Genomic DNA, 23,541 nt, shown 5'->3' on the forward strand with positions numbered 1-23,541 from the left:
GGTTAACCTCCGGATAACGTTTGTCTCACGGGGGGATGCACGTGAAACCCGGCATCCCCGTCGCAATCAGCCTCGCCCTCGACCAGAAACGACATCGGGTCGAGCCGGTAGAACCAGCACAGCACCAGCACGTTCTGGGCGCTCTGGAACGCATCCGCGCTGCCCCGCTCAGCCCGGCTGATGGTCGACCGCGACACGCCGGTCGCAGCCTCCACCTCGCGCAGGGTCATCCGCCACCGCGCCCGCCCGTCCGCCAGCGCCTGCCCGAAGGCAACCCGGTCAAGCCGCCACATCGCCCGCCCCTCCCTGCGACCAGTGCCGCGCCCGCTCCTGAAAATCGCCGTAGGTGAGCCCGCAGAACCCGGCCAGCCGGTCGAGGTCATCGGCCTCCACCCGCCGCCGCGCGCCGGACATCACGTCCCGCGCCGCCGCCACCCGGCAGCCGGCGAGCCCCGCCACATCGGCAGGCGTCAGCATCGCCCGGCCGAGCGCCCGCGCCCGGTGCACCGCCTGGGCGCTGACAAACAGCGTCAGGAGGCTCCGCGCCCCGAACGGCGCGAAATCCGCGTGAAAGGCCCGGGCGTCAGTCATGCTCCACCTCCACCCGCGCCGCCTTGCGCCGCGCAGCCTGACGCTGCAGCCGCGCCAGCCGGGCCTTGTCCGCCGGCGACGGGCAGTACGCGATCGACCCGTGCCCCGCGCAGAACGCCCCGTGCGCCCGCTCGGCGCCGCAATAAACCGTTGATCCGTCATCCGCTGTCAGCGGCCACCGGCAGGTCTCGGCAGTCAGGGCCTGCAGCCGGATCGGCCCCGCCTCCCGGCAGGAGGCGAGCGCCAGCGCCCGCCGCTCGTCCGCCGGCATGCCGGCCCGCTCCGCATGGCTCGGGGCCAGCGTCACGCGCGCCGCCGTCATCAGGTTGCTCAGGCTCGACCGGCGCACAGGGCGCGGCCCGGGCTGCTGCGGCTGCGGGCAGGCACCGGCATCCGCCGCCGCGCCCGCGCCCCCGGCCTCGCCCGAGGTCGTTGCCGAGGTCGTTCCCGATGTCGCGCCGGGAGCAGCGCCGCGCGGCTGCGTCAGCACGACGCCGAGCCGGCGACAGGCGCCGATCACGGCAAACCGCGTGACGGCCCCCCACTGCGCCGTCAGCGCATCGGCAATCTGCGCCGCCGTCAGGCCCTGTTCCGCCAGCGGCTCGAGCAGGCGTTTTTTGGTCTGGGGCGGCAGCGCCCGCCAGCTGTCGCCGCTGGCCTGCGCCCCGGCGCCCGCGTCCACATCGTCGCGGCGCGGGCGCAGCAGCCCGGCCAGCCGGCACGCGCCCTGCACCTGCGTCACCCGCAGCGCGCCGTAAAGCGGCGCCAGACGCGCCGCCATCTGCCGGTAGGTCAGGCCCTCGGCCGCCAGCGGCCGCACGGCCTCGCGTTTCTGCTCGGTCGTCAGGCTGCGCCACGGGGTCATGCGTCGCGCTCCATCAGCTCGTCCGCCCGGGTGCGCATCGCCGTCAGGCTCTCGATCACCCGGCTCAGCAGCTCGCGGATGTTGAGCGCGCGCACCTCGTCGGCACTCACCTGCCCGTCATCGGCCAGCGCCTGGCACACGGCCGCCACGGCCTCGCCGTGCTGGCCGGCAATTGCCGCCAGCAGCCGGCCCCAGTCCGTCGCCACGCCGGCCGCCGCCGGCCCGGCCACATAGGCCCCGCCGGCCAGGGCGCAGATCTCGCGCAGCAGCAGCGGCGGCTCATCCCGCGCCACCGCATCGAGCGTCAGGTCGAGCATGACGTCGAGCGGCATGTAGACATCGGCATGGTCGGGCGCCGCCGAGCAGTAGGTCTGCACGGTCTGGCGGCCCACACGCGTCAGAGCCGCCGCCGCCTCCTGCCCGCCGGCACAGCGCACCTGATGCGCCGACGCCCGTTTCAGCGCCGCGCGCTGGTGCTCGTTCGATGGTCTCGGCAGTTTCATGGGCGGCCTCCTGCGGCACAGGGACTCGACTCCCGCGCGCGTGCGTGATCATCTGCACGCAGGCAAACCGGGAGGTGCTGGGGATGACGGGAATACGCTTTGGTTTCATGGTCGCAACGCTGGCCGCCATTGCGGCCACGCAAGCGAACGCGGCAGAGGCCTGCACAGAAACATCTGAAGGCAGACGTTTTCAGTGCGGCGAATGGCACGTGGGCCGCGATATTGATGAGATGACGGACGCGATTAACTGGACGCTGATGACCTATGTTCCTAACGCCGGAGCCACAGACACATGGCCCAGCCTGTCCTTCTTCTGCCGGAACGAGGAACTGATGCTCTTGGTGGCGCCTGGCACATATGTCTTTGCGCCTTACGAACTGACGCTCCGCATTGACGCCGCAAAGGCTCTGACCTTGCCATATCAGGGAGCGCCGGGGACAGCCGCCGTCATTCGCGGCAAAGCCGTTAAGGCACTTACGAAGCAGATGACCGCTGGTCAGCTGGCCCGCGCCCGCCTCAACACCATCGCTGGACAGCAAACTTTTACATTCGAGCTGAATGGCTTGGCCGACGCCCTCGCGTTGACCCCCTGCAAGCCGTGACCTGATCGCTCCGCCCCTCATCCCGCAATCTCCTCTGAGTTGCGGGATGACGCGCCTGCGTCGCCCCGCGATGATCCACACACCGCAGTCGCTCGGGCCGACGCGATCAGCGCCATCTGCTCAGGCCCGAACAGGACCGCCTCCAGCGGCAGCGCGCAGCCGCGCCGGACCAGCTCGAGCCAGACATCAAACAGGTGCCGGCTTGGGATCGCCCCGCCTGTCCCGCCAGCGCAGCGCGACCGACGCCAGGCAGCGACCCGCGTTTGATGGATGCCGAGCATCTCGGCGACCGCATTAGTGCCACCCAAGTGGGCGATGACAGTGGAGGCAGGCTCATGGTGCATGGCGAGATCATGCGAAAATCGCTTGAAGAAAGTCAAGCGATTTTAGACAGAGACAGAAGCGTTTTCCGCGTGTTCAATCTGCCTATGACTCGACAGATCCTCGCCAATTGGCTCGCTGAAGGGCTGGGGCGGCGCGCGATGACGCAGGCCGACCTTGCTCGCGCAGTCCGTATGGAGCCGTCCAAGATCAGCAAAATCATCCGCTTGGAACGCGAGATGAACGCAGAGGAACTTTTGCGCATCGCGTATGTGCTCGACCTGGAGCCGCCATTGCTGCCCGACATCACCAAGAGCGTGATCGTCCCGCGCCCGGACGCCGAGGACGACCCGGAGGACGAACGCCTGTTCGACCTCGCCATACAGATGGCCGCAGAGGACGAGGCCATATCAGCCAACGGATTGGCGAAAAACAGCGATTTCCTGCATGACGTGTACCGGCACTATGTCCGCCTGAGGAAACTCAGTCGGCGAGCCGTGCAGCGGCGCCCCGCCGCATCGAATTGACGGGCGCGCCACTTTTGGAGTTGCAGATGGAGCCGGACCTGTATCCCAGCGTATTGCGACCGTCACACCAGGAGAGCGACGATCACGACACAATCACCTCGATGATTTACCTTGCAGCGCAATGCGACTGCCTGGAAATAGTGGATATGGCCTGTTACGACATGTTTGGCCATGACCGCGTTACCCGGCTCAGCATGGACGAGCTGAGGGATTTGCACCGCCGGATCAGGCCGGCAATCCTCAAACGGGCGCGGCGCCTCGGCATGCTGCCTCAATTCAACGAACCATCATGAATTTTACCGCGCCCTACCCGATATCTGCCGTTGCGCGCGGGCTGGGCGACCCACTCGCGGAGCTGATGCTCGCGCAATGGCAGCGGGACAGAGGCAGGATCGAGCGCGGCGGGATCGTGACAACTGCGGCCGCGCACCTCGTCGTGCTCGAGCCCGAGCTACAGGGCGATGACAGCCCCCCGATCCTGTTCATTGGCTCCTCGAGCCTGACGCACCGCTTGTTGCCCAATCTCAGCACCGACACCGTCGACGAACCGAGGGCGCACATTGATGCCGCGTTCCGCCGGCTGGTGGCGTCCGGTTACGCCGCCGCTGTGGCGGGCGAGCCGTGGTTTGATCTCGTTTCCGCCGAATACACATTTCGCACAGGGCGGGCGCGCATTGTCTATGACAGATTAATCCTGCCATGGACGACGCCCTCAGGCAGAACAGACCTGATTTGCTACTCTATTTGCCGTGAAGTCCGGCGGCTATCAATTCTGCCCAATACTCGGCATCAGCCCGAGAATTTAACGCGACACAGAGATCATCGTCGACTGTGGTCGGCGGCACTGCCCATCGAATGCCGCGCAGGTATACCCGGCTGAACGCACAGGTCAGGTTGTCAAACCCCGCTCCATACAGACCTGGGCGCATCCAGACATAAAGCCAGTCCGGCTCCCACCGGGCGAGGGACAGCATCTGGATCGCGGGCGCGAACAGCGCTGCGACGCCGCGCCCGCGCCAGTCTGGATGCACCCACATCTCGCCCATGTAGACGACACGCCCCGAGACAGCCGCTGAAAACGCCGGCTGCGCGGCAGCCAGCTCGCATCGCCCGTCAGGCCCGGGATAGCATCGCCGCCAGTAGAGCCGCCAATAGTCCGCGAGCGTCATAGGCCCGAGATCATCGAGCCGCGCGGCTGCCAGGGCAACAGTCGCCCCCGTGGCATCAATTGCCCGTAGCCAGAATGCCCCGGGCGGAGTGTACGTGTTGAGATCGGGCGAAAAATGCTCTGTCAGCCCTGTGCGCCCCATCTCCATGGCGAATGCAACCGCGTGCGAAAAATCGGCCCCCTCCTCGAGCCTCAGCCCGAGATCGACCAGCCCCTGTCGCAGCCGCGCATAGGCCTCCATCAAAAGCACATAATTCATCACACCCCCCATCCGCCGCGCCTTTCCCGTGATGCCGCCCGAACCCTGCCCGAGCCTGCCCAACAGCATGACGGCGTGAATTGAGCGATAATCGCTTTTCGGCTTGACGCGTTAAAAGCGATTATCGCATTATTGCGGCGACCCCAAACAGGATCGGCGTCACCGAGGGCAACAGGTTGTTCTACCCGTCTCGTCCATCATCAAGCTCAGCCGTGACGGCAGCAATCGCTGCCGCCAGACGGTGCAGATATGCCCAGGGCACGCCATCGCCGTCGTCCATGCGTCGCGCATCGAACGGCACGAGCAATTCCGAGCACACACCGTCGCTCTCGAGGCGAAACCGGGCTGTTGCCTGTTCGCCGGTCACGTTCACACCCTCCAGCACGAGGCGTAGGTTTCCATCTGCCGCTATTACCGTCACTCCTGAACTCCCTATCAGTTTCAGGGGGTTGTGCAACGCGGTCGCCTCCAACGCGGCCGCGTTGCATGAACGTTACAGCGCCATGGACATTTCTGCCAACAGTACGGCCAGCAGGTCGCGCACCTTGCCGCTGCGTGTAACCGATTGTTGTATCTGCCGCTGCAACCACAGCCACCGGGATACAGCCATGACGACCACCCCGACCAACGCGCTGCACTCCATCGCGATCCTCCACAGCGCGGCAGCCGTGAGCCGCGACCCGCAGCTGCTCGCTGCGGTGCGTGACGCGACAATCGCAGCAGCACAGCTCGCCTATCTGCTGGGGCTCCACGACGCCCGCGCCGGCGTGCTCGGCACCGGGCATCCGGCGGAGCGCGAGCTGTCAGCCGCCATTGCCAGCGCCACGGCAAAGCCGATGCCGGACATCCGAGACACGATTGCGCGCCTGGCGATTTGCGCCGCCGGCGACCGTGACCTCGAGATCTGCGCTGATAGCGCTGGCAAATGCCTGGCATCCCTCGCCGGCGGCATCGCATGGCTGTCATCAGACCGCGCCATCGCCGAGCACAAGGCCCGCAACGCGCTGCGCCCGACGCCGAGCCCGCGCATGCCCTATGGAGCGACGCGAGAGCAACTGCGCCGCACGGCAGGTTATGCCCCCACTGCGGAGAGCCCCGATGCCGAGTGACATGAGCCGCACCGCCCTCGTCATCCTCGCGCCCACAAAAAAAGCCCGCCCCGGATGCACCGGGACAGGCTTTGCAAGGGCGACCGGCACGGGCAGCGCCGCGCAAGTCTCAGGCGCGCGACCGCTCGCTGACCTTGGCGAAATGATAGCCGTCCAGGGTCAGGAACGGGCTCACCGCCTGCACCCACAGCGGGATCACCAGCCGCTCGCCATCCGGGAACAGGCCCGAAGCGCCAATGGCATCATTATAGGCCTTGGCATCGACGCCGCGCAGGGTCGGCGGTTCTTCTCCGGAGATGCGGATCATCTCCGCGTTGAAGCGCCGGAGCGCGTCCGCGTCGGCATCGCCCTGCGCCTCCATCTCGGCCAGCAGCCGGTAATAGTCGCGCTGCAGCAGCTGGTGCTCGCGCGCCCGGCCCGCAGGGTCATAGGCAAGCTGGCCCGCCCCCACAAAGGCAACAGCCCCACCGGCCCACGCCATGCCGAGGCCGAAAACCTGTGCCAGATCCCCGACAACCGCCGCCCCCAGCAGCACCGTCAGGAAGTTGAAAAAGCGCGCCACGCCCTCAAGGCTGCGCCGCCGCGCGGTGTGATACAGCGCGTTGCGCAGCACGTTGAAATAGATCGTGTCCCTGTCGAGATCCATCACTTGCCTTTCCCGGCAGGCGGAGCGGGCGGTTTCACCGGCTGGCGCGGCCCGAGCGAGTTTTGCTGCGAGCTTTCACCCTTCCGGTTCGGGCGGGTTTCCATGCCGCCCGCCTTGCCGCCGCTGTCCTTGCTGCCGCCGTTCCTGTTCATCGCAATCGTCTCCTCATGGTCTTCTCATGGGGTGGTGAAGAGCCCTGCCGGCCGGGTCAGGGTCCGGCAGGGCTCGCAGATCTTACGCGCAATGCGGGAAGCGGCACAAGCTGCACGCCGCCCGGCGTCAGGAGGGCTGTGACATGAGCCGCACCGCCCTTGTCATCCTCGCCCCCGTGGCGCTCAGCGCCGCGCTGTGCGCCGCCGCGCTGGTGATCGGCATGGTCCGCGCCCGCCGCGCCGCCATCCGCGAGGCCGACCCCTACGAAATCCCCGTCGACGACGCGCACCTCCCGAGCGTCGTCCACACCCCCGGCCGCGTGTCTCCCCCCCGCGCGGCCGGGGAACCCCTCACCCCCGGAGCACAACAATGACGACCATCACCGTTGATGCCGAGGTCGACCTCACCGACTGCGACCTGTCCTGATAACCCCCGAGGCCGATGATGAACATTCCCGACGACTGCATGACCTTGTCCGACAAGGCGGCCGCGATCCTCCGCATCACCCTGCTCACACAGCCGAGCCTCGGCACCAGCGACGAGGCAAACCCGTACGCCGCAGCCGCTACTGTCCTGCTGGTAGCCACAGGCCTCGCCTGCCGCCGGGCCGGCGCGGATCCCGAGCAGATCATCGCCGAGATCATGCCGCTGGTGCTGCAGCGCATCGAGGAGACGGACCGATTCAGCGAGGCCCTGACCACCGCCGAGGCCGGCCATGCTTGATCGCCACAGCCCGCCGCTCATTCCGTTCCGCGTGTTCTTCACCGATCACACCACCATGGGCATTTCGGCCGCCACCGCCGCCGAGGCCCGCGCCATCGCCAACGAGGCCGCCCGGAAACGCGGCACGCTGGTCACCAAGGTGAAGGTCATCAAGGAGCAACCCAGCAATGACTGAGACCGAACAGACCGAGCTGCGCCACCTGCTGTCCGAGCTGTCGCTGACCATCCAGCACACGCTGGTCAACAACGAGCCCGCCCGCGAGGCTCTGTTGCAGCAGATCCAGCTCCTCAATGAGGCATGGGGCATGGCGCGCACCAACCCTCAGAGCGGGCGCGGCTTTGACCTCCGCCCCACGCGCCTGCGCCTCCTCGCCTGCGCCGCCGGCCTGCAGAGCGACGCCGAAACGGCCAGGGAATGGGGCGAGCGATCCATCGCCCTCGACCTCCGCGCCGTCGCCAACGCCACCCTCAACGCCGCCCGCGTGCGCGGCCTGCTGCCAAGGGAGTAACCCCCATGACCGAGACCAGCGAGATCACCCTGAGCGTCCCGACGCCCGCAGGCGACCAGCTCCGCGCCTTCATCGAGCGCATCGAGCGCCTCGAGGAGGAAAAGAAGACCGTCGCCGAGGAGATCAAGGACATTTACGGCGAGGCCAAGGGCAACGGCTTTGATCCCAAGATCCTGCGCAAGGTCATCTCCCTGCGCAAGAAGCAGCCGCACGAGCGGCAGGAGGAGGAGGCAATCCTCGACCTTTACATGACCGCTCTGGGTGGCTGACACGATGACGGACGCACTGCCCCTCTATACGGCAGACGAGGTCGCGGGCATGCTGCGCAAATCGCGCCGATGGCTCGACGGGATCCTCGGCGAGGACATGCGGCGCCGGCCGTCCGAGCAACGGTTCCAGTTTCACATCCGCCACGGGAGGACACGGCTATGGACAGAGGAGGGGCTGACGCGACTGCGGCAAGCGGTCGCCCGCGAAAGCGAACCGGGCGGCGCGCTCGCGGCCTCCACCCGGTCGAGCGCGACGGACACTGGCACTGCGTTGGCACCCTCCGTGCTCGCGGACGCTCGATCCGCGTTAGACGTAGTCTTGGCATTCCGGCCGGGGCGCGGAGCGAAGACCTCGCCTGGGACGCAGTCCGGGAAATCGAGGCAGAAATCCTCGCGGAAATCTCCGGCGAGGGCGGCCCAGGTGCATATGTTGCGGTAGCGGCCCAGGATTACCTGAGCCAGAAACGGACCCGGGCGCTCGGCAAAACGACAGTCGACGTCATCCAGGAGATTGCAGGCCTGTTCGGGCTGCGCCGCCTGAACGACATCGCGCCCGACGAATGGAAACGGCATGTCGAGACGCGGCAGAAGGACAACTCGCCCGCAACCCGCGAACGCTACCTGAACGCACTGCTCGCGTTCCTCTCGTTCTGCCGGACCCATCACCGCCTCAAGACCCTGCCCACATTCCAGCGCGACAAGATCGCCCGCAACCCGCTGCGCAGGACGCGCCGCCGCATCCGCGAGCTGCGACCGGACCTGATTGCCCGCCTGCTGATGTCGGCACACATCACAATCCGCGCACAGCTGGCGGTCGAATGGTCCGCCGGCGCGCGCGTCTCGTCCGTGCTGCACGGCTGCCGCGTCTGCGACCTGATCCTCGCCGAGGGCCGGGAGCAGCTGACATTCCACGACACCAAGAACGGCACGAGCGTCGATGCCGTGCTGCACCCGACAGCGGCGGCGATCCTGCGCGACTATGTCGCCTGGCGCGGCAAGCTTCACGAGCGCGAGGCCCCGCTGTTCCTGACCTACAAGCGCCTGCCCTACGCGGACACCGAGGGCGCATGGGGCGGCCAGAACAAAACGGGCTTCAACGCCGCCAAACGCCGCGCCGCCGCATCCGTGCTCGCCGATGCCGAGCGCGAGGCCAGCCGAATCACCGACCCCGCAGCGCGCGCAGAGATCCTCGCCCAGGCCGAGGCAGACGCGGCGCTGCTCAGGTCGGTGACGCAGCACTGGTTCCGGCACATGCTCGCATCCCGCATGGTCCGCGAGGGCGACCTCAGGACAGCGATGGAGCAGGGCGGGTGGCTCGATCCGCGCTCAATCATGGGCTATACACATGACGCCCCGGAACACCGGCGACGGGCGGTGCATGCATTCGACGATTTCGGCACGTATTTGACACGAGACGCTAGCGAAAAGAAAGTAAATGGCTGAAAACAAAGAGAAATCAGAAACTCGCCCCGCCCCTTGGTAAGGGAGAGGTCGAGAGTTCAATCCTCTCTTGCAGCACCATCCTCTTACTCTCCCCTACGAGCTTCGGATCGAGCAAAGTACGTCTTTTGCACGGCTTGGGCAGACCAGTTAAGTACTTGCAGGAAGTTTTCTGATCTTTTCCAGGTTGCGCGCCGGGATCGACCTTCGCGCGTCTGTCGCTTTTCTGCCTTGATTCAAGTCCTGCCCCCTTGCCGTTCTTCCGCGCCAGGAGTATCTAACCTGCCGCGGGCCGGGCCCCTCTGGCGGCATGCTGTCATGCCGTGATGTCGGACCGCGATCGAGAACACTCGATGCGGTGCCCGGTCTCTGGCGACCCTCGAGTGCGAACGGAAAGGGTCGATATTATGGAATTTCTCTTCCTGCTCGTGATGGGCAAGCCCGTCTGGATGTGGCTGGCCTTCCTCGGCATCGTCATCGGTCTGCTCGTCCTGGATCTCGGGCTTCTGCACAAGGATGACCACGAGATCGAGGTCGGCGAGAGCCTTCGCCTGTCTGCCATGTACATCGCGCTCGGAACCCTGTTTGCCGGCTTTGTCTGGTGGCAGATCGACTTCGACAGCGCGGCCAAGTACATGACCGCCTTCGTGGTCGAGAAGACCCTGGCGATGGACAACATCTTCGTGATGGCGCTGATCTTCAGCTATTTCGCCATCCCGCGCGCCTATCAGCACCGCGTTCTCTTCTGGGGCATTCTGGGCGTGATCGTCCTGCGCGGCATCATGATCGCGCTGGGTGCGACCATCGTGCATTCCTATGAGTGGGTGCTCTACATCTTCGCCGTGTTCCTGATCTTCACCGGCATCAAGATGCTGTTCATCGCCGACAAGGAACACAACATCGGCGACAACGCGCTGATCAAGTTCCTGAAGACCCGCCTGCGCGTCACCGACGAGCTGCATGGCCATGACTTCACGGTGAAGAAGAAGGATCCGGTCACCGGCAAGCTGGTCCGCTATGCCACGCCGCTGATGCTGGCGCTGATCGCCATCGAGATCGCCGACGTGATCTTTGCGGTCGACTCGGTGCCGGCCGTGTTCACCATCACGACGGACCCCTACATCGTCTACACCTCGAACATCTTCGCGATCCTCGGCCTGCGCGCGCTCTATTTCGCGCTTGCCGCCATCCTGCACCGCTTCGCCTACCTCAAGTATGCGCTGTCGCTGCTTCTGGTCTTCATCGGCTCCAAGATCTTCATCGCCGACCTGATGGGCTGGGAGAAGTTCCCGCCGGCCTGGTCGCTGGGCATCACCTTCGCCATCCTCGGCGTCGGCATGGCCTTCTCGATCTGGAAGACCAAGGACAACAACGCCGCGCAGGCCTGACAGGGCCCGGCTCGCGCTGGCGTTCACACGATCTGCAAGGTCACGGCCGCTATCGCCAGATAGCGGCCGATCTTGCCAAGGGCGACCAGCAGCAGGAACACCGCGAACGGCTCGCGCAGCGAGCCCGCGATCACCGTCAGCGGGTCGCCGATGACCGGCACCCACGAGAACAGCAGCGACCAGCGGCCATAGCGGCGATACCACGCCTCCGCCCGGGCCAGTCCTTGCTGCGAGACCGGAAACCAGCGCCGGTCGCGGTAGAGCGTCAGCCCTCGCCCCAGCCCCCAGTTGATCACCGCGCCGAGAATGTTGCCGGCGCTTGCCACGGCCACCAGCAGCCAGACCGGCTGGCTGCCGGCGGCGATCAGCCCGGCAAGCAGCGCCTCCGACTGGGCCGGCAACAGGGTCGCGGCCAGGAGCGCCGCCGCAAACAGTCCGGCCAGTTCCGCCAAGATCGGTCCTTCCTTCCTCATCCGCCCGCCCGACCGTCCTGCACAGGATCAGTCCTGCAGTCGGGCATGCGGCCCGCGGGCCATCGCGGGCCCGCAAGGCCCGCTGCTGCGCCTGCGCCCTGCTCTTGCCTGCGGGGCGCCGGCTGTCAACCGGCCTCCAGCTCGCGCAGGATGTCGACGAAGGCCGTCACCTTCGGCGGGCGGTAGCGGGCTGGCGGAAACACCGCATGGATGCCGCCCGAGGCCAGTTGCCAGTCCGGCAGCAGGCAGACCAGACGGCCGTCCGCCAGGTCTCCCGCCACCAGGAAATCCGGCAGCACCGACAGGCCCGCATCGAGGCGGACGGCGTTGTAGACCGCCGTCGTCGTGTCCAGGCGCAGCCTTGTGCTCAGCTGCACCGTTTCCCGGGTCACCGCATCCCGGCTGAAGCGCCAGGTCAGCGGGTCGCGCAGGGCAAGGTTGGCGACGAAGGGCAGCCGCACCAGATCCGCCGGCCGTTGCGGCACGCCAAAGGCGGACACGACCGCCGGCGTGGCCACCAGCACCTGCCGGAAGTCGCCGATGCGGCGGGCCTGCAGCGAACTGTCCTGCAGCCAGCCGACGTGGATCGCGAGGTCCAGCTCCCCCGCCATCAGGTCGAGGCGGCGGTCGGTGAAGCTCACGTCCACCTCGCAGCCGGGATGCCGGGCGATGTAGCGGGTGACGGCGGGGACGACCTTGGCCGTGCCGTAGTCATAGGGGGCGGTGAGGCGCAGCGTTCCCGTCGGGGCCCCGGTGGCTTCCGCAACCAGGTCGAAGGCGTCCTCCGCCTCCTTCAGGATCAGGATGCAGCGGGCGTGGAAGGCGCGGCCGGCCTCTGTCGGCTGCACGCGCCGGGTGGAGCGCACGATCAGGCTGGCCCCCAGCTCCTCTTCAAGCCTGGCCACCTGCTGGCTGACCACGGCCTTGGTGACGCCCAGCCGCTCTGCCGCCTGCGTGAAGGATCCGGTGTCCAGCACGGCCGCGAAATAGGCCAGCCGGTTGAGGTTCATATGGGCGCGCATCCGGCCTCATTGTATGTCGTTTCCATACAATATGTCCGATTTGTCGGCCTTCTGCAAATTCGTCGGTCGTGAGATTGTCCGCCTGTCGGCAAATGCCGCAGCGTCAGATCCGGACTGAACCGGACACAACCGAACGAGCCCAAGATGCCCCAGTCGCTCCGCCTCACCTATCTCTTCGATCCGCTCTGCGGCTGGTGCTATGGTGCCGCACCGGTCATCGCGGCCCTGGCGGCCGATGCCGACGTGCACCTCGACCTGATGCCGACCGGGCTCTTTTCCGGCGCCGGCGCCCGCAGCATGGACGATGGCTTCGCCGCCTACGCCTGGGCCAACGACCAGCGCATTGCCCGCCTCACCGGTCAGGTGTTCTCCGATCTCTACCGCCGCGATGTGCTGGCCAACCGGACCCAGATGTTCGACAGCGGCCCGGCCACCCTCGCCCTGACGGCGGCGCGGGAAAGCGGCGTTGCCAACGAACTGGCCGCCCTCAAGGCGATCCAGCTCGCCCGCTACGTCGACGGCCGCGACATCACCAGCCTCGGCGTGCTGGCCGACACGCTTGCCACGCTCGGCCTCGAGGATGCCGCCCGCCGGGTTGCGGCGCCGGATGCCGCGCTGATCGCCATGACCCAGAGCCGCGCCGCCACGGGCAGCGCGATGCTGCGCTCGGTCTTCGCCAACGGCGTGCCGACGCTCGCGCTCGACAATCCGGACGGCAGCCGCAGCCTCGTGCCCTCCGCCGCCCTTTACGCCAATCCCGAAACGCTTGTCAGCCGGCTCAAGGCCGCCTGATCGTCCCGCAATCCAGGACCCCGTCATGTTCACGCGTCGCCAGACCCTCAAGACCCTCGTCACCGGCACGGCCGCCATGGTCGCGCTCAACCTGCCGCTCGATGTCCTGGCCGCCGCCCGCGGCCTGACATGGACCCATTTCCAGGCCGATGAGACCGGCTTTCTCCGCGCCCCCGTCCTGATCGAGGGCGAGAGCGAGGCCATCCTCATCGACGGCGGCTTTACCCTCGCGGATGGCCGCGCGCTCGCCGAAGCCATCAAGGCCACCGGCAAGCGGCTCACCACCATCTATGTCAGCCAGAGCGACCCGGACTATTACTTCAGCCTTGGCCCGGTGAAGGCTGCCTTCCCGGATGCCCGGGTGATTGCCGACGCCGCAACGGTCGCGGCGATCAACGGCAACGTCGAAAAGAAGCTCGCCGTCTGGGGGCCGCAGCTCAAGGACAACGGCCCGCAGGTCCTGGCCGACGTGGTGATCCCCACCGTCTCGTCCGAACCCGGCCTGACGCTCGACGGCGAGACCATCGAGATCGTTCCGGCAGGCCGCCTCGCCAACCGGCGCTATCTCTGGGTGCCCTCGCTGGACGCGGTCTTCGGCGGCGTGCTGGTCTTCTCCGGCATCCATGTCTGGATGGCCGACACGCCGACCTCGGCCGAGCGTCAGGCCTGGATCGCCGCGCTTGACGAGATGGCCGCACGGAACCCGAAGGTCGTTGTCCCCGGCCACATGGCCCCGGGCTCGGCGCTTGATGCCAGCGCCATCGCCTACACCCGCGCCTATCTGGTCGCTTTCGAGGAAGAGGCCGCCAGGGCTGCCGACAGCGCCGCCCTCATCAAGGCCATGAAGGCCCGCTTCCCAACCGCCGGCGAGGACTTCAGCCTCGAACTCTCCGCCAAGGTGGTGAAGGGCGAGATGAAGTGGGGCTGAGGCCCCGGGGATAGCCGTGAGACTGCGAGAACAGGCCCCGTCCCTTGTGAGGAACACCAAAGCCTCTCCGCTCCCCTCCCCCTCGTGGGGGCCGAAGGCGGGTCGAGACCGTTGGCTCGACCCAGGTCGGGTTGGGGGTGGGGGGCTGTGAGCCCAACGCGCCCCCGGAGCCGATCAATCCTCCCGTCCGACAAAACAACAGCTTACCGAACGGCTGAGGTAGTTACCCCCCACCCCTACCCCCTCCCCACAAGGGGGAGGGGAGCGGAGGCGCCTCAGTATTCAACTGGCTCGGCAGTGGTCTGGCTCAGGGTGCTTCTGTCCCCTCACAGTCCCCGCGTTTCCGCCAGCGCCTGACGAAACACCGTCAGCAGCAGGTCAGAGTGCTCGCGGGCGAAGACCATCGGCGGGCGCAGCTTGATGACGTTGTCGAACGGCCCGTCGGTGCCGGCCAGCACGCCCAGCTCGCGCATCCGTCCGACGATGGCCCCGGCCCGGGCGCCATTGTGCGCCTTGCTCGCCCGGTCGCGCACGATCTCGATGCCGAGGAACAGGCCGCGCCCGCGCACGTCGCCGATCTGCTCGTCCTCGGCCATCATCGCCCGGAATGCCTCCAGCAGATAGGCGCCCTCCCGCGCGGCATTCTCCTGGAGGCCTTCCGCCTCCATCACGTCAAGCACCGCCGCCGCCGCCCGGCAGGACACCGGGTTGCCGCCGAAGGTGTTGAAATACTCCATGCCGTTGGCAAAGGCGGCGGCGATGTCGCGCCGCGTCGCCACCAGGCCCATGGGGTGCCCGGCCCCGATCGGCTTGCCCATGGTGACGATGTCCGGCACCACGCCATGCTCCTCGAAGGCCCACATGGCGCCGCCCACCCGGCCGAAGCCGACCTGCACCTCGTCGGCGATGCAGACGATGCCCGCCCTGCGCGCCGCCGCATGGATGCCCTTCAGGTAGCCCTCCGGCAGGAACACCTGCCCGGCCACGGAGGGAATGGTCTCGGCGATGAAGGCCGCCGGCACCTCGCCCCGCGCCACCAGCCCGGCGATGATGTCTTCGGCCTCTGCCACATAGCGCGCCCCGATCTCGTCGGCCGGCCAGTCGGCCGGGGCACGGTAGACCTCGGGCAGCGGCAGTTCGTGGGTCGTGGCCGGCTTCCCCTGGCCGCCCTTGCGCTTGTACTTGTAGGCGCTGACGTCGATCAGGCCCTGGGTCGTGCCGTGATAGGCCCAGTCGATCACCAGCGTTCCCTTGCGGCCCGTCACCGCCCGGGCCATGCGCAGCGCCACCTCGTTCGCCTCGCTCCCCGAGGAGGTGAAGTAGAACGTGTCGAGCCCTTCCGGCAGGGTCGCCTTCAGCCGCTCGGCATAGTCGATGATGGCATCGTGCAGGTAGCGCGTGTTGGTGTTGAGCGTGCCGATCTGGTCGCGCAGCGCGGCCACCACATGCGGGTGGCAATGCCCGACATGGGCGACATTGTTGTAGCAGTCGAGATAAGCGCGCCCGCCCGCATCGATCAGCCAGACGCCCTCGCCGCGCACGATCTTCAGCGGCTCGCGGTAGGACAGCGACAGGTTGGGGCCGAGCAGCGCCTTGCGTGCCGCCAGCAGGCTCGCCTTGTCGCGTCCGGTCTTTTCGAAGGTCTCCGGCGGCAGGCCGGCCAGATCATAGGCCTTCGGATAGAGATCCGCCCAGACCGCCTCCAGCGCCGCCTCGCCGACGCCCGGAATGCCGGCAATGTCGGGATAGTCCGGCAGCACCACCTGCAGGTGGAGATGCGGCAACCAGCCGCCGTTCTGGTCCGTGTCGCCGAGCCGCGCCACTTCCGCGCCCGCCGCGATCACCTGGCCAAGGCTCAGTCGTTCGATCGAGGCATGGGCGAGATGGCCCCACAGCGTGCGGAACACCAGCCCCGGCTCGGGCTCATGCTCCAGCACGATCAGCCCGCCATAGTCGAGCGGGTCCGGGTTGATCGCCAGGCCCACCACGCGCCCCTGCAGCGGCGCGGTGAGCACCGTGCCGGCAGGCGCAAAGATGTCGAGCCCCAGATGCATCTTGCGCCGTTCGCCGGCGATCAGCTTGGAGGCAAAGAACGGCGCGGCATAGACCTCGCGCACCTCGCCCCAGGGCCCCATGCCAAGCTCCGCCCCGGCGGCCTGCATCTCGGCCGCATAGAGGGCGGCAGCCCTTGCGTGGTCCTGCGTGCGGCTCGCCTGCACCAGCGGATCGTTCAGGTCGGCGAGTTTCAGCACATGCTTTTCCGCCCGCGCCGGATGCGGCTGCATCAGGGATGCCAGACGGTTGCGATGGGCGGCAAGCCATGCCTTCACCCGCTCCGCACCGGGGGCGGCCTCAAGCCCTGCTGCCTTGCGGAAGATCCCCGTGACAATGTGCCGGTCCTGCCGCGCCAGCGTCTCGATCAGGCGGAAGGCCCCGCGCTCGGAGACGCTGAGATAGGGATTGTCCGCCGCCAGCGCCGCCCGTTCGCTCGACAGGCTGACCGAGATCGCCAGCCTTGCGGCAATCAGATCGGGCAGCAGGGCAAACTCCAGATCGCTCAGCGGATGTTCGGCGTGATAGCCGGCCACCAGTTCGGCCCCGGCAAGGATCGGGTTGTCCCGCTCCATCATCGCATAGGCGAGTGCAACCGCCACGTCCGCCACGCGCGGCGAGAACAGCGCATCGCCAAAGTCGATCACGCCCGAGACGCGCCCGGCCGCATCCACCAGCAGGTTCCAGTCGTTGGCATCATTGTGGATCACCTGATGCGGCAGGCGCGCCAGCGCCGGGGCGACGCGGCTGTCATAGGCATCCAGAATGTCGGCAACGCGCGCGCGGTCGCCCGCATCGCGGATCGCTGCAAGCCGCGCCCTTGCGCGCGGTGTCTGGCGGATGTCCCAGTCGAAGGTCCGCATCGCGCCGGCATGGCCGAAGGACAGGAGCGCCCGGTCCAGACGCCCGAGCACGCGGCCCAGGTCGCGCAGGGTCGCGTGATCGCCGCGCGCATCCGCCATCGCCTCGCCGGGCAGGTAGGAAACCAGCCGGACCGCATGGCTGCGGCCATCCGCGCGGTCGACAGTCCCGCTCAGCGCGCCGTCGCGCCGGGCAATGAGGCGCGGCACGGGCAGGCCGGGATCGGCGAGCGCCAGATGCGCCAGCATCGCCTCCTGGAAGGCCAGCGCCTCGGGGTCTTCCCCGTGCTGCGAGATCTTCAGGATGGCCTTCCTGCCGTCAGCGGCCTCAAAGGCAAAATTCTGGTCGCGCTCGCTCGGCAGCGGCGTCAGCCGGCCGGTCAGGCCATAGGCATCGGCGAGGATCGTCAGGGCTTCGTCCGGGCTCAGGGTCGGGCGGCTCTCTTCAATCGGCATCGGTCTCTCCCGTCAGCGTTCCCACCAGAACTGCCATGGGACACAGGGTCCGGGCAGCCGTCAAAGTGGCGGCCGGGCCGCCGCTTTGCTATGTGGGGCCGACACTCGGACCCTCAGGGCTGGAGGCAAGGGAGACCACATGCATCTGGACGAGATCAACCGGCGCCTCATCGAGCTGCTGAAGGCCGATGCGCGGCTGCCGCTCAAGACGCTGGCAGCCGAAGTGGGCCTTGCCCGCTCCTCCGTGCGCGAGCGCATCGACCGGATGGAAAAGGCCGGGATCATCCGCGGCTATCACGCCGACATCGCCCCCGAGGCGATGGGCGCCGCCCTGCAGGCGCATCTTCTCGTCCGCCTCACCAAGACCCCGGCGCGCGACACGGTTTCCCGCATCATCCGCCTGCCCGGCGTCACCGCCTGCGCCTCGCTCACGGGCGACACGGACCTGATCGTCTCGGTCAGCGTCGCGGACACCGAAGCGCTCAATCGCCTGCGCGACACCATCGCCTCCCTGCCCCACATCGCCGACCTCACCACCGCCATCGTCCTGCGCGACGAGATGCGGGGCTAGCTCCGGCAGCGGATCACGCAGCCCCGCCCGCACCACAGCGCCCCTCTCCCCCCTTGAGGGGGAGATGTCTGCGTCAGCAGACAGAGGGGGGTGATGCAGCCGTTCCCAGAACGCCGAAGCAGTTTTGCTGCCTCTCGTACCCTCCCATGGCACAGCCTCTCGCTCCCCGCCCGCACCACAGCGCCCCTCTTCCCCCTTGAGGGGGAGATGTCTGCGTCAGCAGACAGAGGGGGGTGATACAGCCGTTCCCAGAACGCCGAAGCAGTTCTGTTGCACGATACCCCCCTCTGCCCCCTGACGGGGGCATCTCCCCCTCAAGGGGGGAGAGGGCCGGAGCGATCTGCCCCCTCCCCTCACCGGTACAGCAGCGACTTGCCACCATGGAACAGGTGCAGCTTGTCGGGGGCGGCGGTCAGGTGCACGCTGCGGTGCTTCAGGTCGCCGTGAATGCCGGGAAGCTTGGCAACCATCTGGCGGCCCTTGCCGTCCTTGCGGAAGTACAGCAGCGTCACCTCGCCCAGCGCTTCGGTGATCTCCACCTCGCCGGTGTAGATCGAGGGCTCCGCGCTGACCGTCAGGTCTTCCGGCCGGACGCCGAGATTGACCTTGAGCCCCTCGTCGGCCGTCGTCGTGGCGATGGCCACCCGGGCCGTGCCGCCGGTCTCCAGCCGCACATGGGTTTCCGCGCCCGTCGCCACGATCTCGCCCGGCAACAGGTTCATGGCCGGAGAGCCGATGAACTGCGCCACGAACTCGTTCTCGGGCCTCAGATACAGGTCCATCGGCGTGCCGACCTGGCTGATGCCGCCGCCGGCCAGCACGACAATGCGGCTGGCAAGCGTCATCGCCTCCACCTGGTCGTGGGTGACGTAGATCATCGTCGACTGCGGCATCTGCTCCTTGAGCTGGGCAATCTCGATGCGGGTCGCCACACGCAGCGCCGCGTCGAGGTTCGAGAGCGGCTCGTCGAACAGATAGACCTTCGGGTCGCGCACGATGGCCCGGCCGATGGCCACGCGCTGGCGCTGGCCACCGGACAGCGCCTTGGGCAGCCGGTCGAGATAGGGCGTCAGCTGCAGGATCCCGGCTGCCTTGGTGACGGCCGCGTCGATCTCGGCCTTGCTCTTGCCGGCGATCTTCAGGGCGAAGGCCATGTTTTCGCGCACGGTCATGTGCGGATAGAGGGCGTAGGACTGGAACACCATGGCGATGCCACGCTGCGCCGGCGGCACGTCGTTCATCAGCATGCCGTCGATTTCCAGCCGGCCGCCGCTGATCCGCTCCAGCCCCGCGATCATGCGCAGGAGCGTGGACTTGCCGCAGCCCGACGGCCCGACAAAGACGATCAGCTCGCCCTGCCGGATGTCCAGGTTGATGTTGCCGAGCACCTTCACGTCGCCATACGCCTTGGCGACATCGGTCAGCTTCAGATCGGCCATGCTGGTTCCTCCCTACGCCCGTGCCACCGGGTCTTGTCAGGCCTTGCGGGTGATCGACACGCCCCACGGGCCAAGCTGCACGACGCCATTCAGCGGGGCGACGCTGCCGATGTCCTTGCCCAGGGTCTCGCGCGGGACCACCGGCAGCGTCACGTCCGCCGCTGTGTCCGACAGGTTGAAGACGCAGGTCAGCGTCTCGCCGTCGCCCTCGCGCTCGAACACGAGCACATTGCCTTCGGCCCGCATCGCCGACTGGCTGCCTTTCTTCAGCGCCACATGCGCCTGACGCAGGCCGATGGCGCGGCGATAGTGGTGCAGCAGCGCGCCCGCATCCTGCTCCTGCGTCTCTGCCGCCAGCGGCAGGTGCTCGGCCGGAACCGGCAGCCAGGGCTTGGTATTGGAGAATCCGCCATGGCCGTTGTCGGTGCGCCAGACCATCGGCGTGCGGCAGCCGTCGCGGCCCTTGAACTTTGGCCAGAACTCGATGCCATAGGGATCCTGCAGGTCCTCGAAGGCAACGTCCGCCTCCGGCAGGCCCAGCTCCTCGCCCTGGTAGATGCAGGCCGAGCCGCGCAGGCACATCAGCAGGGTGATGTAGGTGCGCGCCGCCGCCGGCGTCAGGTTCCAGCGGGTGATGTGGCGCACCACGTCATGGTTGGAGAAGGCCCAGCAGGCCCAGCCCTCCGAGGCGACGCGGTCGAAATGCTCGAACACGCCCGCCACATAGGGCGCCGTCAGTCCGGAGCCGGCGAGGAACTCGAAGGCGTAGCTCATCTGCATGAGATCATGGCCGCGGGTGTATTCGCCCAGGATCTCCAGCCCGCGCTGGCTGTCGCCGATCTCGCCGACGGCAGCCGCGTTGTAGGGGTCCATCACCGCGCGCAGCCGGCGCAGGAAGGCGAGGTTTTCCGGCTGGTTCTTGTCGTAGAGATGGAGCTGGTGGTTGTAGGGGTTCACCGCCGGTGCCGTCAGCGTGTTGCGCTGGTGCTTCGGCAGCGGCGGGTTGTCCCGAAGCTCCCTGTCATGGAAATAGAAGTTGATGGTGTCGAGGCGGAACCCGTCGACGCCGCGCTTCAGCCAGAAGCTGGCCACGTCGAGCAGCGCGTCCTGCACCGCCGGATTGTGGAAGTTCAGGTCCGGCTGCGAGACCAGGAAGTTGTGCAGGTAATACTGCTCGCGGCGGCTGTCCCAGTGCCAGGAGGACCCGCCGAACACCGACAGCCAGTTGGTCGGCACGGTGCCGTCGGGCTTCGGATCGGCCCAGACGTACCAGTCGGCCTTCGGGTTGTCGCGGCTCTGGCGGCTCTCCTCGAACCAGGCGTGCTTGTCCGACGTGTGCGACAGCACCAGGTCGATCATGACCTTGAGGCCATGCGCATGCGCGGTCTCGATCAGCCGGTCGAAATCGGCCAGCGTGCCGAACATCGGATCGACATCGCAATAGTCCGACACGTCATAGCCGAAGTCCTTCATCGGCGAGGTGAAGAACGGGCTGATCCAGATGCCGTCCACCCCGAGGCTGGCGATATGCGGCAGGCGCGAGACGATGCCGGCCAGATCGCCGATGCCATCGTCATTGAGATCCTGATAGCTGCGCGGATAGATCTGATAGATCACCGCGCCACGCCACCAGTCCTTGTCCTTCGTCAGATACGTCATTGGGGTCAGTCTCACAGCTTACTTGACGGAGCCGGCCAGAAGGCCGCGCACCAGATACTTCTGCATGGCAAAGAAGACGATCAGCGGCACCAGGATCGACAGGAACGCCGAGGCCGCCAGGATTTCCCACTCGCCGCCCTTGGAGCCGAGCAGCTCGCGCAGGACGCCGGTCATCACCAGCTGGCTCTCGGTGTTGCCGAGGAACACGGTGGCGACGAGGAGGTCGTTCCAGGTCCACAGGAACTGGAAGATGGCAAAGGAGGCAAGGGCCGGGAAGCTGAGCGGCAGGATGATCTTGAGGAAGATCTGGAAATCCGTCGCCCCGTCGACGCGCGCGCTCTCGATGATCTCGCGCGGCAGCCCGGCCATGTAGTTGCGCAACAGATAGATGGCGAGCGGCAGGCCGAAGCCGGTGTGGGCCAGCCAGATGCCGAGGTAATCCTTGCCGATGCCGATGGCGTTGTGCAGCTTCAGGAGCGGGATCAGCGCCATCTGCAGCGGCACCACCAGCAGGCCGACCACGGCCGCGATGATCAGCGCGCGCCCGGGAAACTCCATCCAGGCCAGCGCATAGGCGGCAAAGGCCGCAATCAGGATCGGGATGATCGTGGCCGGGATGGTCACGGTCATCGTGTTGAGGAAGGCCCGGCCCAGCCCCTCGGCGCCGATCACCGTGGCATAGTTGCCGGCGGTGAAGCTCGGCGGCGTCTCGGCGGTCACGAAGAGGCGCGGGCTGCGCCCCTCGAAGCGCACCGGGCTCTCGATCCGGTAGGTGCCGTCGGCCTGGACCGTCAGCGTCTGGCCGTCGCCGAGATCGGCCACGGCCCCGGGCTGGAACGCGGTCGGCTCGCGGGAGTTGATGCCGAAGGCGGAGATCGAACCGGACCCGCCCTCCAGCACGGTGCCGGAGAGGACGAAGCGGCCGCCCTCCTCCACCTGGCTCTCGGCCGGTGCGGCCCGCACGATCAGGTTCTGCGAGGCCGGAAACAGCGCCTGCCACCAGCCGGACGCGGCGATCTGGTCGGAGCTGCGCACGGAGGAGACGAGAAGGCCGAGGGTCGGGATGGTCCACAGCAGGACCAGCGCCACCACCGACAGGTTGACCGCCCAGACCAGCCGGGAGCGGGTGCCCGCGATATTGTCCATCAGCGCATCTCCTTGCGGGCATTGCGGATGTTCCAGATCATGATCGGCGTGACCAGCAGCATGATGACCATCGCAACCGTGGAGGCCCGGCCGGCGTCATTGCCACGGAACATCCAGTCGAACATGAGATTGGCCAGAACCTGCGTGCCCCACTGGCCGTTGGTCATGGCCAGCACGATGTCGAACACCTTGAGCACGAGGATCGTGATCGTGGTCCAGACCACGGCGATGGTGCCCCAGATCTGCGGCACCTTGATCTTGAGGAAGATCTGCAGCGGCGAGGCCCCGTCGAGGATGGCGGCCTCGATGGTCTCTTCCGGAATGCCGCGCAGGGCCGCCGACAGGATCACCATGGCAAAGCCGGTCTGGATCCAGATCAGCACCATCATGAGAAAGAAGTTGTTGGCCGGCTCCAGCGTCAGCCAAGTCTGCGGCGTGCCGCCGACAGCTTCCACAAGGGCGTTGAGCAGGCCGATCTGCGCCTGTCCCTCGCCGCGGAAGTCGTAGATGAACTTCCAGATCACGGAGGCGCCGATGAAGGAGATCGCCATCGGCATGAAGATCAGCGACTTGGCGAGATTGCCCCAGCGGATGCGGTCGGTCAGGGCGGCGGCGATCAGGCCGAAGAAGGTCGAGGCAGCCGGCACGACCAGGAGCCACAGCAGGTTGTTGCGCATGGATTCGCGGAACTTGCCGTCGCCCATCAGCCAGGTGTAGTTCGCCAGGCCGACGAAGGTTTCGCCCCGGCTGTCATGCAGCGACAGCCAGATCGAGACGAAGACCGGATAGACGAGATAGAACCCGAGCAGCACCAGCGCCGGGACAAGGAACAGCCAGGGGCGCACGGCATTGGCGCGGTTGATGTTCGCCCCGGCGTTCGGTCCCCGTGCCGGGAACAGCCGGTCGAGGATCAGGTTCGAGGCAAAGAAATAGGCCACGCAGCCGAACACGCCGACCACGATGGTCGATCCCGCCATCATCAGTTGTTCGAGCATGTTTCCTCCCGGACGCCACTCGCAGCGCCAGCCGGCGCCGATCTGGGGCCACTTTCGGGGACTGGTCCGGGTCCG

Annotated in this window: 29 protein-coding genes and 1 tRNA gene; 15 read left to right on the top strand and 15 right to left on the bottom strand. The window is 67.2% G+C overall.

All coding sequences use genetic code 11. From position 1 onward, the window contains the following. Positions 1–2: 2 nt before the first annotated feature. Genes GWI72_RS10475 through GWI72_RS10490 form a run of 4 tightly spaced genes read right to left on the bottom strand, consistent with a single transcriptional unit; the run spans position 3 to position 1,959 of the window. The gene (locus GWI72_RS10475; RefSeq protein ID WP_161708608.1) at positions 3–293 is read right to left on the bottom strand and encodes a helix-turn-helix domain-containing protein; all 291 of its coding nucleotides are present in this window, start codon (positions 291–293) and stop codon (positions 3–5) included. Next, complete coding sequence (locus GWI72_RS10480) at positions 280–591, bottom strand: hypothetical protein (protein ID WP_161676180.1); 312 nt, start codon at positions 589–591, stop codon at positions 280–282. Before GWI72_RS10480 ends, GWI72_RS10475 begins: the two co-directional genes overlap by 14 nt. Beyond that, on the bottom strand, positions 584–1,456 hold the full coding sequence (locus GWI72_RS10485; protein WP_161708609.1) for a GcrA family cell cycle regulator: 873 nt from the start codon (positions 1,454–1,456) through the stop codon (positions 584–586). The genes GWI72_RS10480 and GWI72_RS10485 overlap by 8 nt, the downstream gene beginning before the upstream one ends. Then, positions 1,453–1,959 carry a hypothetical protein gene (locus GWI72_RS10490; RefSeq protein ID WP_161708610.1) on the bottom strand — a complete coding sequence of 169 codons (507 nt, stop codon included), beginning with the start codon at positions 1,957–1,959 and terminating at the stop codon, positions 1,453–1,455. Before GWI72_RS10490 ends, GWI72_RS10485 begins: the two co-directional genes overlap by 4 nt. 83 nt (positions 1,960–2,042) lie before the next feature. On the opposite strand from GWI72_RS10490, the gene GWI72_RS10495 reads away from it, so the two are divergent. The 3 genes from GWI72_RS10495 (at position 2,043) to GWI72_RS10505 (ending at position 3,702) form a co-directional block, all read left to right on the top strand. Then, positions 2,043–2,561: an invasion associated locus B family protein gene (locus tag GWI72_RS10495; protein ID WP_161708611.1), complete on the top strand. Its 519-nt coding sequence runs from the start codon at positions 2,043–2,045 to the stop codon at positions 2,559–2,561. 266 nt (positions 2,562–2,827) lie between these two features. Continuing rightward, positions 2,828–3,409 carry a helix-turn-helix domain-containing protein gene (locus GWI72_RS10500; protein WP_161708612.1) on the top strand — a complete coding sequence of 194 codons (582 nt, stop codon included), beginning with the start codon at positions 2,828–2,830 and terminating at the stop codon, positions 3,407–3,409. 26 nt (positions 3,410–3,435) lie between these two features. Next, positions 3,436–3,702 carry a hypothetical protein gene (locus GWI72_RS10505; protein ID WP_161708613.1) on the top strand — a complete coding sequence of 89 codons (267 nt, stop codon included), beginning with the start codon at positions 3,436–3,438 and terminating at the stop codon, positions 3,700–3,702. A gap of 447 nt (positions 3,703–4,149) precedes the next feature. Here GWI72_RS10505 and GWI72_RS10510 read toward each other — a convergent pair whose 3' ends face one another. Continuing rightward, positions 4,150–4,836, bottom strand: coding sequence for a hypothetical protein (locus GWI72_RS10510; protein WP_161708614.1), 687 nt, complete (start codon positions 4,834–4,836; stop codon positions 4,150–4,152). A 181-nt stretch (positions 4,837–5,017) separates the two neighbouring features. Next, on the bottom strand, positions 5,018–5,257 hold the full coding sequence (locus GWI72_RS10515) for a hypothetical protein (protein ID WP_161708615.1): 240 nt from the start codon (positions 5,255–5,257) through the stop codon (positions 5,018–5,020). A 187-nt stretch (positions 5,258–5,444) separates the two neighbouring features. Here GWI72_RS10515 and GWI72_RS10520 point away from each other — a divergent pair, with 187 nt between their 5' ends. After that, positions 5,445–5,945, top strand: a complete 501-nt coding sequence (locus GWI72_RS10520) for a hypothetical protein (RefSeq protein ID WP_161708616.1) — start codon at positions 5,445–5,447, stop codon at positions 5,943–5,945. Between the two features lie 109 nt (positions 5,946–6,054). Here GWI72_RS10520 and GWI72_RS10525 read toward each other — a convergent pair whose 3' ends face one another. Both GWI72_RS10525 and GWI72_RS10530 read right to left on the bottom strand, forming a co-directional pair. After that, positions 6,055–6,591 (bottom strand): hypothetical protein, encoded by a 537-nt coding sequence (locus tag GWI72_RS10525; RefSeq protein ID WP_161676187.1) that lies wholly within the window; start codon positions 6,589–6,591, stop codon positions 6,055–6,057. Next, the gene (locus tag GWI72_RS10530; RefSeq protein WP_161708617.1) at positions 6,591–6,743 is read right to left on the bottom strand and encodes a hypothetical protein; all 153 of its coding nucleotides are present in this window, start codon (positions 6,741–6,743) and stop codon (positions 6,591–6,593) included. The genes GWI72_RS10525 and GWI72_RS10530 overlap by 1 nt, the downstream gene beginning before the upstream one ends. Positions 6,744–6,886: 143 nt before the next feature. Between GWI72_RS10530 and GWI72_RS10535 the strand changes: the two genes are divergently transcribed. The 8 genes from GWI72_RS10535 to GWI72_RS10570 all read left to right on the top strand — a co-directional run bounded on the left by GWI72_RS10535 (position 6,887) and on the right by GWI72_RS10570 (position 11,073). Then, positions 6,887–7,117 (top strand): hypothetical protein, encoded by a 231-nt coding sequence (locus tag GWI72_RS10535; protein ID WP_161708618.1) that lies wholly within the window; start codon positions 6,887–6,889, stop codon positions 7,115–7,117. Positions 7,118–7,188: 71 nt separating this feature from the next. Next, a complete protein-coding gene (locus GWI72_RS10540; RefSeq protein ID WP_161708619.1) occupies positions 7,189–7,467 on the top strand; it encodes a hypothetical protein in 279 nt (92 codons plus the stop codon). Beyond that, positions 7,460–7,642 carry a hypothetical protein gene (locus tag GWI72_RS10545; RefSeq protein ID WP_161708620.1) on the top strand — a complete coding sequence of 61 codons (183 nt, stop codon included), beginning with the start codon at positions 7,460–7,462 and terminating at the stop codon, positions 7,640–7,642. The genes GWI72_RS10540 and GWI72_RS10545 overlap by 8 nt, the downstream gene beginning before the upstream one ends. Continuing rightward, on the top strand, positions 7,635–7,976 hold the full coding sequence (locus GWI72_RS10550; RefSeq protein WP_161708621.1) for a hypothetical protein: 342 nt from the start codon (positions 7,635–7,637) through the stop codon (positions 7,974–7,976). The genes GWI72_RS10545 and GWI72_RS10550 overlap by 8 nt, the downstream gene beginning before the upstream one ends. A 5-nt stretch (positions 7,977–7,981) precedes the next feature. Further along, positions 7,982–8,245 carry a DUF2312 domain-containing protein gene (locus GWI72_RS10555; protein WP_161708622.1) on the top strand — a complete coding sequence of 88 codons (264 nt, stop codon included), beginning with the start codon at positions 7,982–7,984 and terminating at the stop codon, positions 8,243–8,245. A 159-nt stretch (positions 8,246–8,404) separates the two neighbouring features. Further along, positions 8,405–9,688, top strand: coding sequence for a tyrosine-type recombinase/integrase (locus GWI72_RS10560; RefSeq protein ID WP_161708623.1), 1,284 nt, complete (start codon positions 8,405–8,407; stop codon positions 9,686–9,688). Further along, a tRNA-Thr gene (locus tag GWI72_RS10565) sits at positions 9,684–9,766 on the top strand. Before GWI72_RS10560 ends, GWI72_RS10565 begins: the two co-directional genes overlap by 5 nt. A 326-nt stretch (positions 9,767–10,092) precedes the next feature. Then, positions 10,093–11,073 carry a TerC family protein gene (locus GWI72_RS10570; protein ID WP_161676197.1) on the top strand — a complete coding sequence of 327 codons (981 nt, stop codon included), beginning with the start codon at positions 10,093–10,095 and terminating at the stop codon, positions 11,071–11,073. Between the two features lie 23 nt (positions 11,074–11,096). Here the strand turns inward: GWI72_RS10570 and GWI72_RS10575 are convergent, their stop codons facing one another. Both GWI72_RS10575 and GWI72_RS10580 read right to left on the bottom strand, forming a co-directional pair. Then, entirely contained in the window at positions 11,097–11,546 is a 450-nt protein-coding gene (locus GWI72_RS10575; RefSeq protein ID WP_161676198.1) for a YqaA family protein, read from the bottom strand. Positions 11,547–11,671: 125 nt separating this feature from the next. Beyond that, positions 11,672–12,568 carry a LysR family transcriptional regulator gene (locus GWI72_RS10580; protein ID WP_208995818.1) on the bottom strand — a complete coding sequence of 299 codons (897 nt, stop codon included), beginning with the start codon at positions 12,566–12,568 and terminating at the stop codon, positions 11,672–11,674. A 144-nt stretch (positions 12,569–12,712) separates the two neighbouring features. On the opposite strand from GWI72_RS10580, the gene GWI72_RS10585 reads away from it, so the two are divergent. Both GWI72_RS10585 and GWI72_RS10590 read left to right on the top strand, forming a co-directional pair. Continuing rightward, positions 12,713–13,360: a DsbA family protein gene (locus tag GWI72_RS10585; RefSeq protein ID WP_161708624.1), complete on the top strand. Its 648-nt coding sequence runs from the start codon at positions 12,713–12,715 to the stop codon at positions 13,358–13,360. A 25-nt stretch (positions 13,361–13,385) separates the two neighbouring features. After that, on the top strand, positions 13,386–14,288 hold the full coding sequence (locus GWI72_RS10590; protein ID WP_161708625.1) for an MBL fold metallo-hydrolase: 903 nt from the start codon (positions 13,386–13,388) through the stop codon (positions 14,286–14,288). A 326-nt stretch (positions 14,289–14,614) separates the two neighbouring features. Here the strand turns inward: GWI72_RS10590 and GWI72_RS10595 are convergent, their stop codons facing one another. After that, positions 14,615–17,656, bottom strand: coding sequence for an aminotransferase class III-fold pyridoxal phosphate-dependent enzyme (locus GWI72_RS10595; RefSeq protein ID WP_161708626.1), 3,042 nt, complete (start codon positions 17,654–17,656; stop codon positions 14,615–14,617). A gap of 139 nt (positions 17,657–17,795) precedes the next feature. On the opposite strand from GWI72_RS10595, the gene GWI72_RS10600 reads away from it, so the two are divergent. Continuing rightward, on the top strand, positions 17,796–18,227 hold the full coding sequence (locus GWI72_RS10600) for an Lrp/AsnC family transcriptional regulator (protein WP_161708627.1): 432 nt from the start codon (positions 17,796–17,798) through the stop codon (positions 18,225–18,227). A 353-nt stretch (positions 18,228–18,580) separates the two neighbouring features. Here GWI72_RS10600 and GWI72_RS10605 read toward each other — a convergent pair whose 3' ends face one another. From GWI72_RS10605 to GWI72_RS10620, 4 genes are read right to left on the bottom strand one after another with little or no spacing between them, the layout of a single operon-like run. Further along, positions 18,581–19,666 carry an ABC transporter ATP-binding protein gene (locus GWI72_RS10605; RefSeq protein WP_161676203.1) on the bottom strand — a complete coding sequence of 362 codons (1,086 nt, stop codon included), beginning with the start codon at positions 19,664–19,666 and terminating at the stop codon, positions 18,581–18,583. A gap of 36 nt (positions 19,667–19,702) precedes the next feature. Next, positions 19,703–21,325, bottom strand: a complete 1,623-nt coding sequence (locus tag GWI72_RS10610) for an alpha-glucosidase family protein (protein ID WP_161708628.1) — start codon at positions 21,323–21,325, stop codon at positions 19,703–19,705. 18 nt (positions 21,326–21,343) lie between these two features. After that, a complete protein-coding gene (locus GWI72_RS10615) occupies positions 21,344–22,471 on the bottom strand; it encodes a carbohydrate ABC transporter permease (protein WP_161676205.1) in 1,128 nt (375 codons plus the stop codon). Further along, positions 22,471–23,466 (bottom strand): carbohydrate ABC transporter permease, encoded by a 996-nt coding sequence (locus tag GWI72_RS10620; protein ID WP_161708629.1) that lies wholly within the window; start codon positions 23,464–23,466, stop codon positions 22,471–22,473. The genes GWI72_RS10615 and GWI72_RS10620 overlap by 1 nt, the downstream gene beginning before the upstream one ends. Between the last annotated feature and the right edge of the window lie 75 nt (positions 23,467–23,541).

This window comes from Pannonibacter sp. XCT-53, from assembly GCF_009915765.1.
Lineage (GTDB): Bacteria > Pseudomonadota > Alphaproteobacteria > Rhizobiales > Stappiaceae > Pannonibacter > Pannonibacter tanglangensis.

Coding starts and splice junctions, on each gene's coding strand:
- GWI72_RS10475 (WP_161708608.1), bottom strand. CDS start 293: ATGTGGCGGCTTGACCGGGTTGCCTTCGGGCAGGCGCTGGCGGACGGG.
- GWI72_RS10480 (WP_161676180.1), bottom strand. CDS start 591: ATGACTGACGCCCGGGCCTTTCACGCGGATTTCGCGCCGTTCGGGGCG.
- GWI72_RS10485 (WP_161708609.1), bottom strand. CDS start 1,456: ATGACCCCGTGGCGCAGCCTGACGACCGAGCAGAAACGCGAGGCCGTG.
- GWI72_RS10490 (WP_161708610.1), bottom strand. CDS start 1,959: ATGAAACTGCCGAGACCATCGAACGAGCACCAGCGCGCGGCGCTGAAA.
- GWI72_RS10495 (WP_161708611.1), top strand. CDS start 2,043: ATGACGGGAATACGCTTTGGTTTCATGGTCGCAACGCTGGCCGCCATT.
- GWI72_RS10500 (WP_161708612.1), top strand. CDS start 2,828: ATGGATGCCGAGCATCTCGGCGACCGCATTAGTGCCACCCAAGTGGGC.
- GWI72_RS10505 (WP_161708613.1), top strand. CDS start 3,436: ATGGAGCCGGACCTGTATCCCAGCGTATTGCGACCGTCACACCAGGAG.
- GWI72_RS10510 (WP_161708614.1), bottom strand. CDS start 4,836: ATGAATTATGTGCTTTTGATGGAGGCCTATGCGCGGCTGCGACAGGGG.
- GWI72_RS10520 (WP_161708616.1), top strand. CDS start 5,445: ATGACGACCACCCCGACCAACGCGCTGCACTCCATCGCGATCCTCCAC.
- GWI72_RS10525 (WP_161676187.1), bottom strand. CDS start 6,591: ATGGATCTCGACAGGGACACGATCTATTTCAACGTGCTGCGCAACGCG.
- GWI72_RS10530 (WP_161708617.1), bottom strand. CDS start 6,743: ATGAACAGGAACGGCGGCAGCAAGGACAGCGGCGGCAAGGCGGGCGGC.
- GWI72_RS10535 (WP_161708618.1), top strand. CDS start 6,887: ATGAGCCGCACCGCCCTTGTCATCCTCGCCCCCGTGGCGCTCAGCGCC.
- GWI72_RS10540 (WP_161708619.1), top strand. CDS start 7,189: ATGAACATTCCCGACGACTGCATGACCTTGTCCGACAAGGCGGCCGCG.
- GWI72_RS10545 (WP_161708620.1), top strand. CDS start 7,460: ATGCTTGATCGCCACAGCCCGCCGCTCATTCCGTTCCGCGTGTTCTTC.
- GWI72_RS10550 (WP_161708621.1), top strand. CDS start 7,635: ATGACTGAGACCGAACAGACCGAGCTGCGCCACCTGCTGTCCGAGCTG.
- GWI72_RS10555 (WP_161708622.1), top strand. CDS start 7,982: ATGACCGAGACCAGCGAGATCACCCTGAGCGTCCCGACGCCCGCAGGC.
- GWI72_RS10560 (WP_161708623.1), top strand. CDS start 8,405: ATGGACAGAGGAGGGGCTGACGCGACTGCGGCAAGCGGTCGCCCGCGA.
- GWI72_RS10570 (WP_161676197.1), top strand. CDS start 10,093: ATGGAATTTCTCTTCCTGCTCGTGATGGGCAAGCCCGTCTGGATGTGG.
- GWI72_RS10575 (WP_161676198.1), bottom strand. CDS start 11,546: ATGAGGAAGGAAGGACCGATCTTGGCGGAACTGGCCGGACTGTTTGCG.
- GWI72_RS10580 (WP_208995818.1), bottom strand. CDS start 12,568: ATGCGCGCCCATATGAACCTCAACCGGCTGGCCTATTTCGCGGCCGTG.
- GWI72_RS10585 (WP_161708624.1), top strand. CDS start 12,713: ATGCCCCAGTCGCTCCGCCTCACCTATCTCTTCGATCCGCTCTGCGGC.
- GWI72_RS10590 (WP_161708625.1), top strand. CDS start 13,386: ATGTTCACGCGTCGCCAGACCCTCAAGACCCTCGTCACCGGCACGGCC.
- GWI72_RS10595 (WP_161708626.1), bottom strand. CDS start 17,656: ATGCCGATTGAAGAGAGCCGCCCGACCCTGAGCCCGGACGAAGCCCTG.
- GWI72_RS10600 (WP_161708627.1), top strand. CDS start 17,796: ATGCATCTGGACGAGATCAACCGGCGCCTCATCGAGCTGCTGAAGGCC.
- GWI72_RS10605 (WP_161676203.1), bottom strand. CDS start 19,666: ATGGCCGATCTGAAGCTGACCGATGTCGCCAAGGCGTATGGCGACGTG.
- GWI72_RS10610 (WP_161708628.1), bottom strand. CDS start 21,325: ATGACGTATCTGACGAAGGACAAGGACTGGTGGCGTGGCGCGGTGATC.
- GWI72_RS10615 (WP_161676205.1), bottom strand. CDS start 22,471: ATGGACAATATCGCGGGCACCCGCTCCCGGCTGGTCTGGGCGGTCAAC.
- GWI72_RS10620 (WP_161708629.1), bottom strand. CDS start 23,466: ATGCTCGAACAACTGATGATGGCGGGATCGACCATCGTGGTCGGCGTG.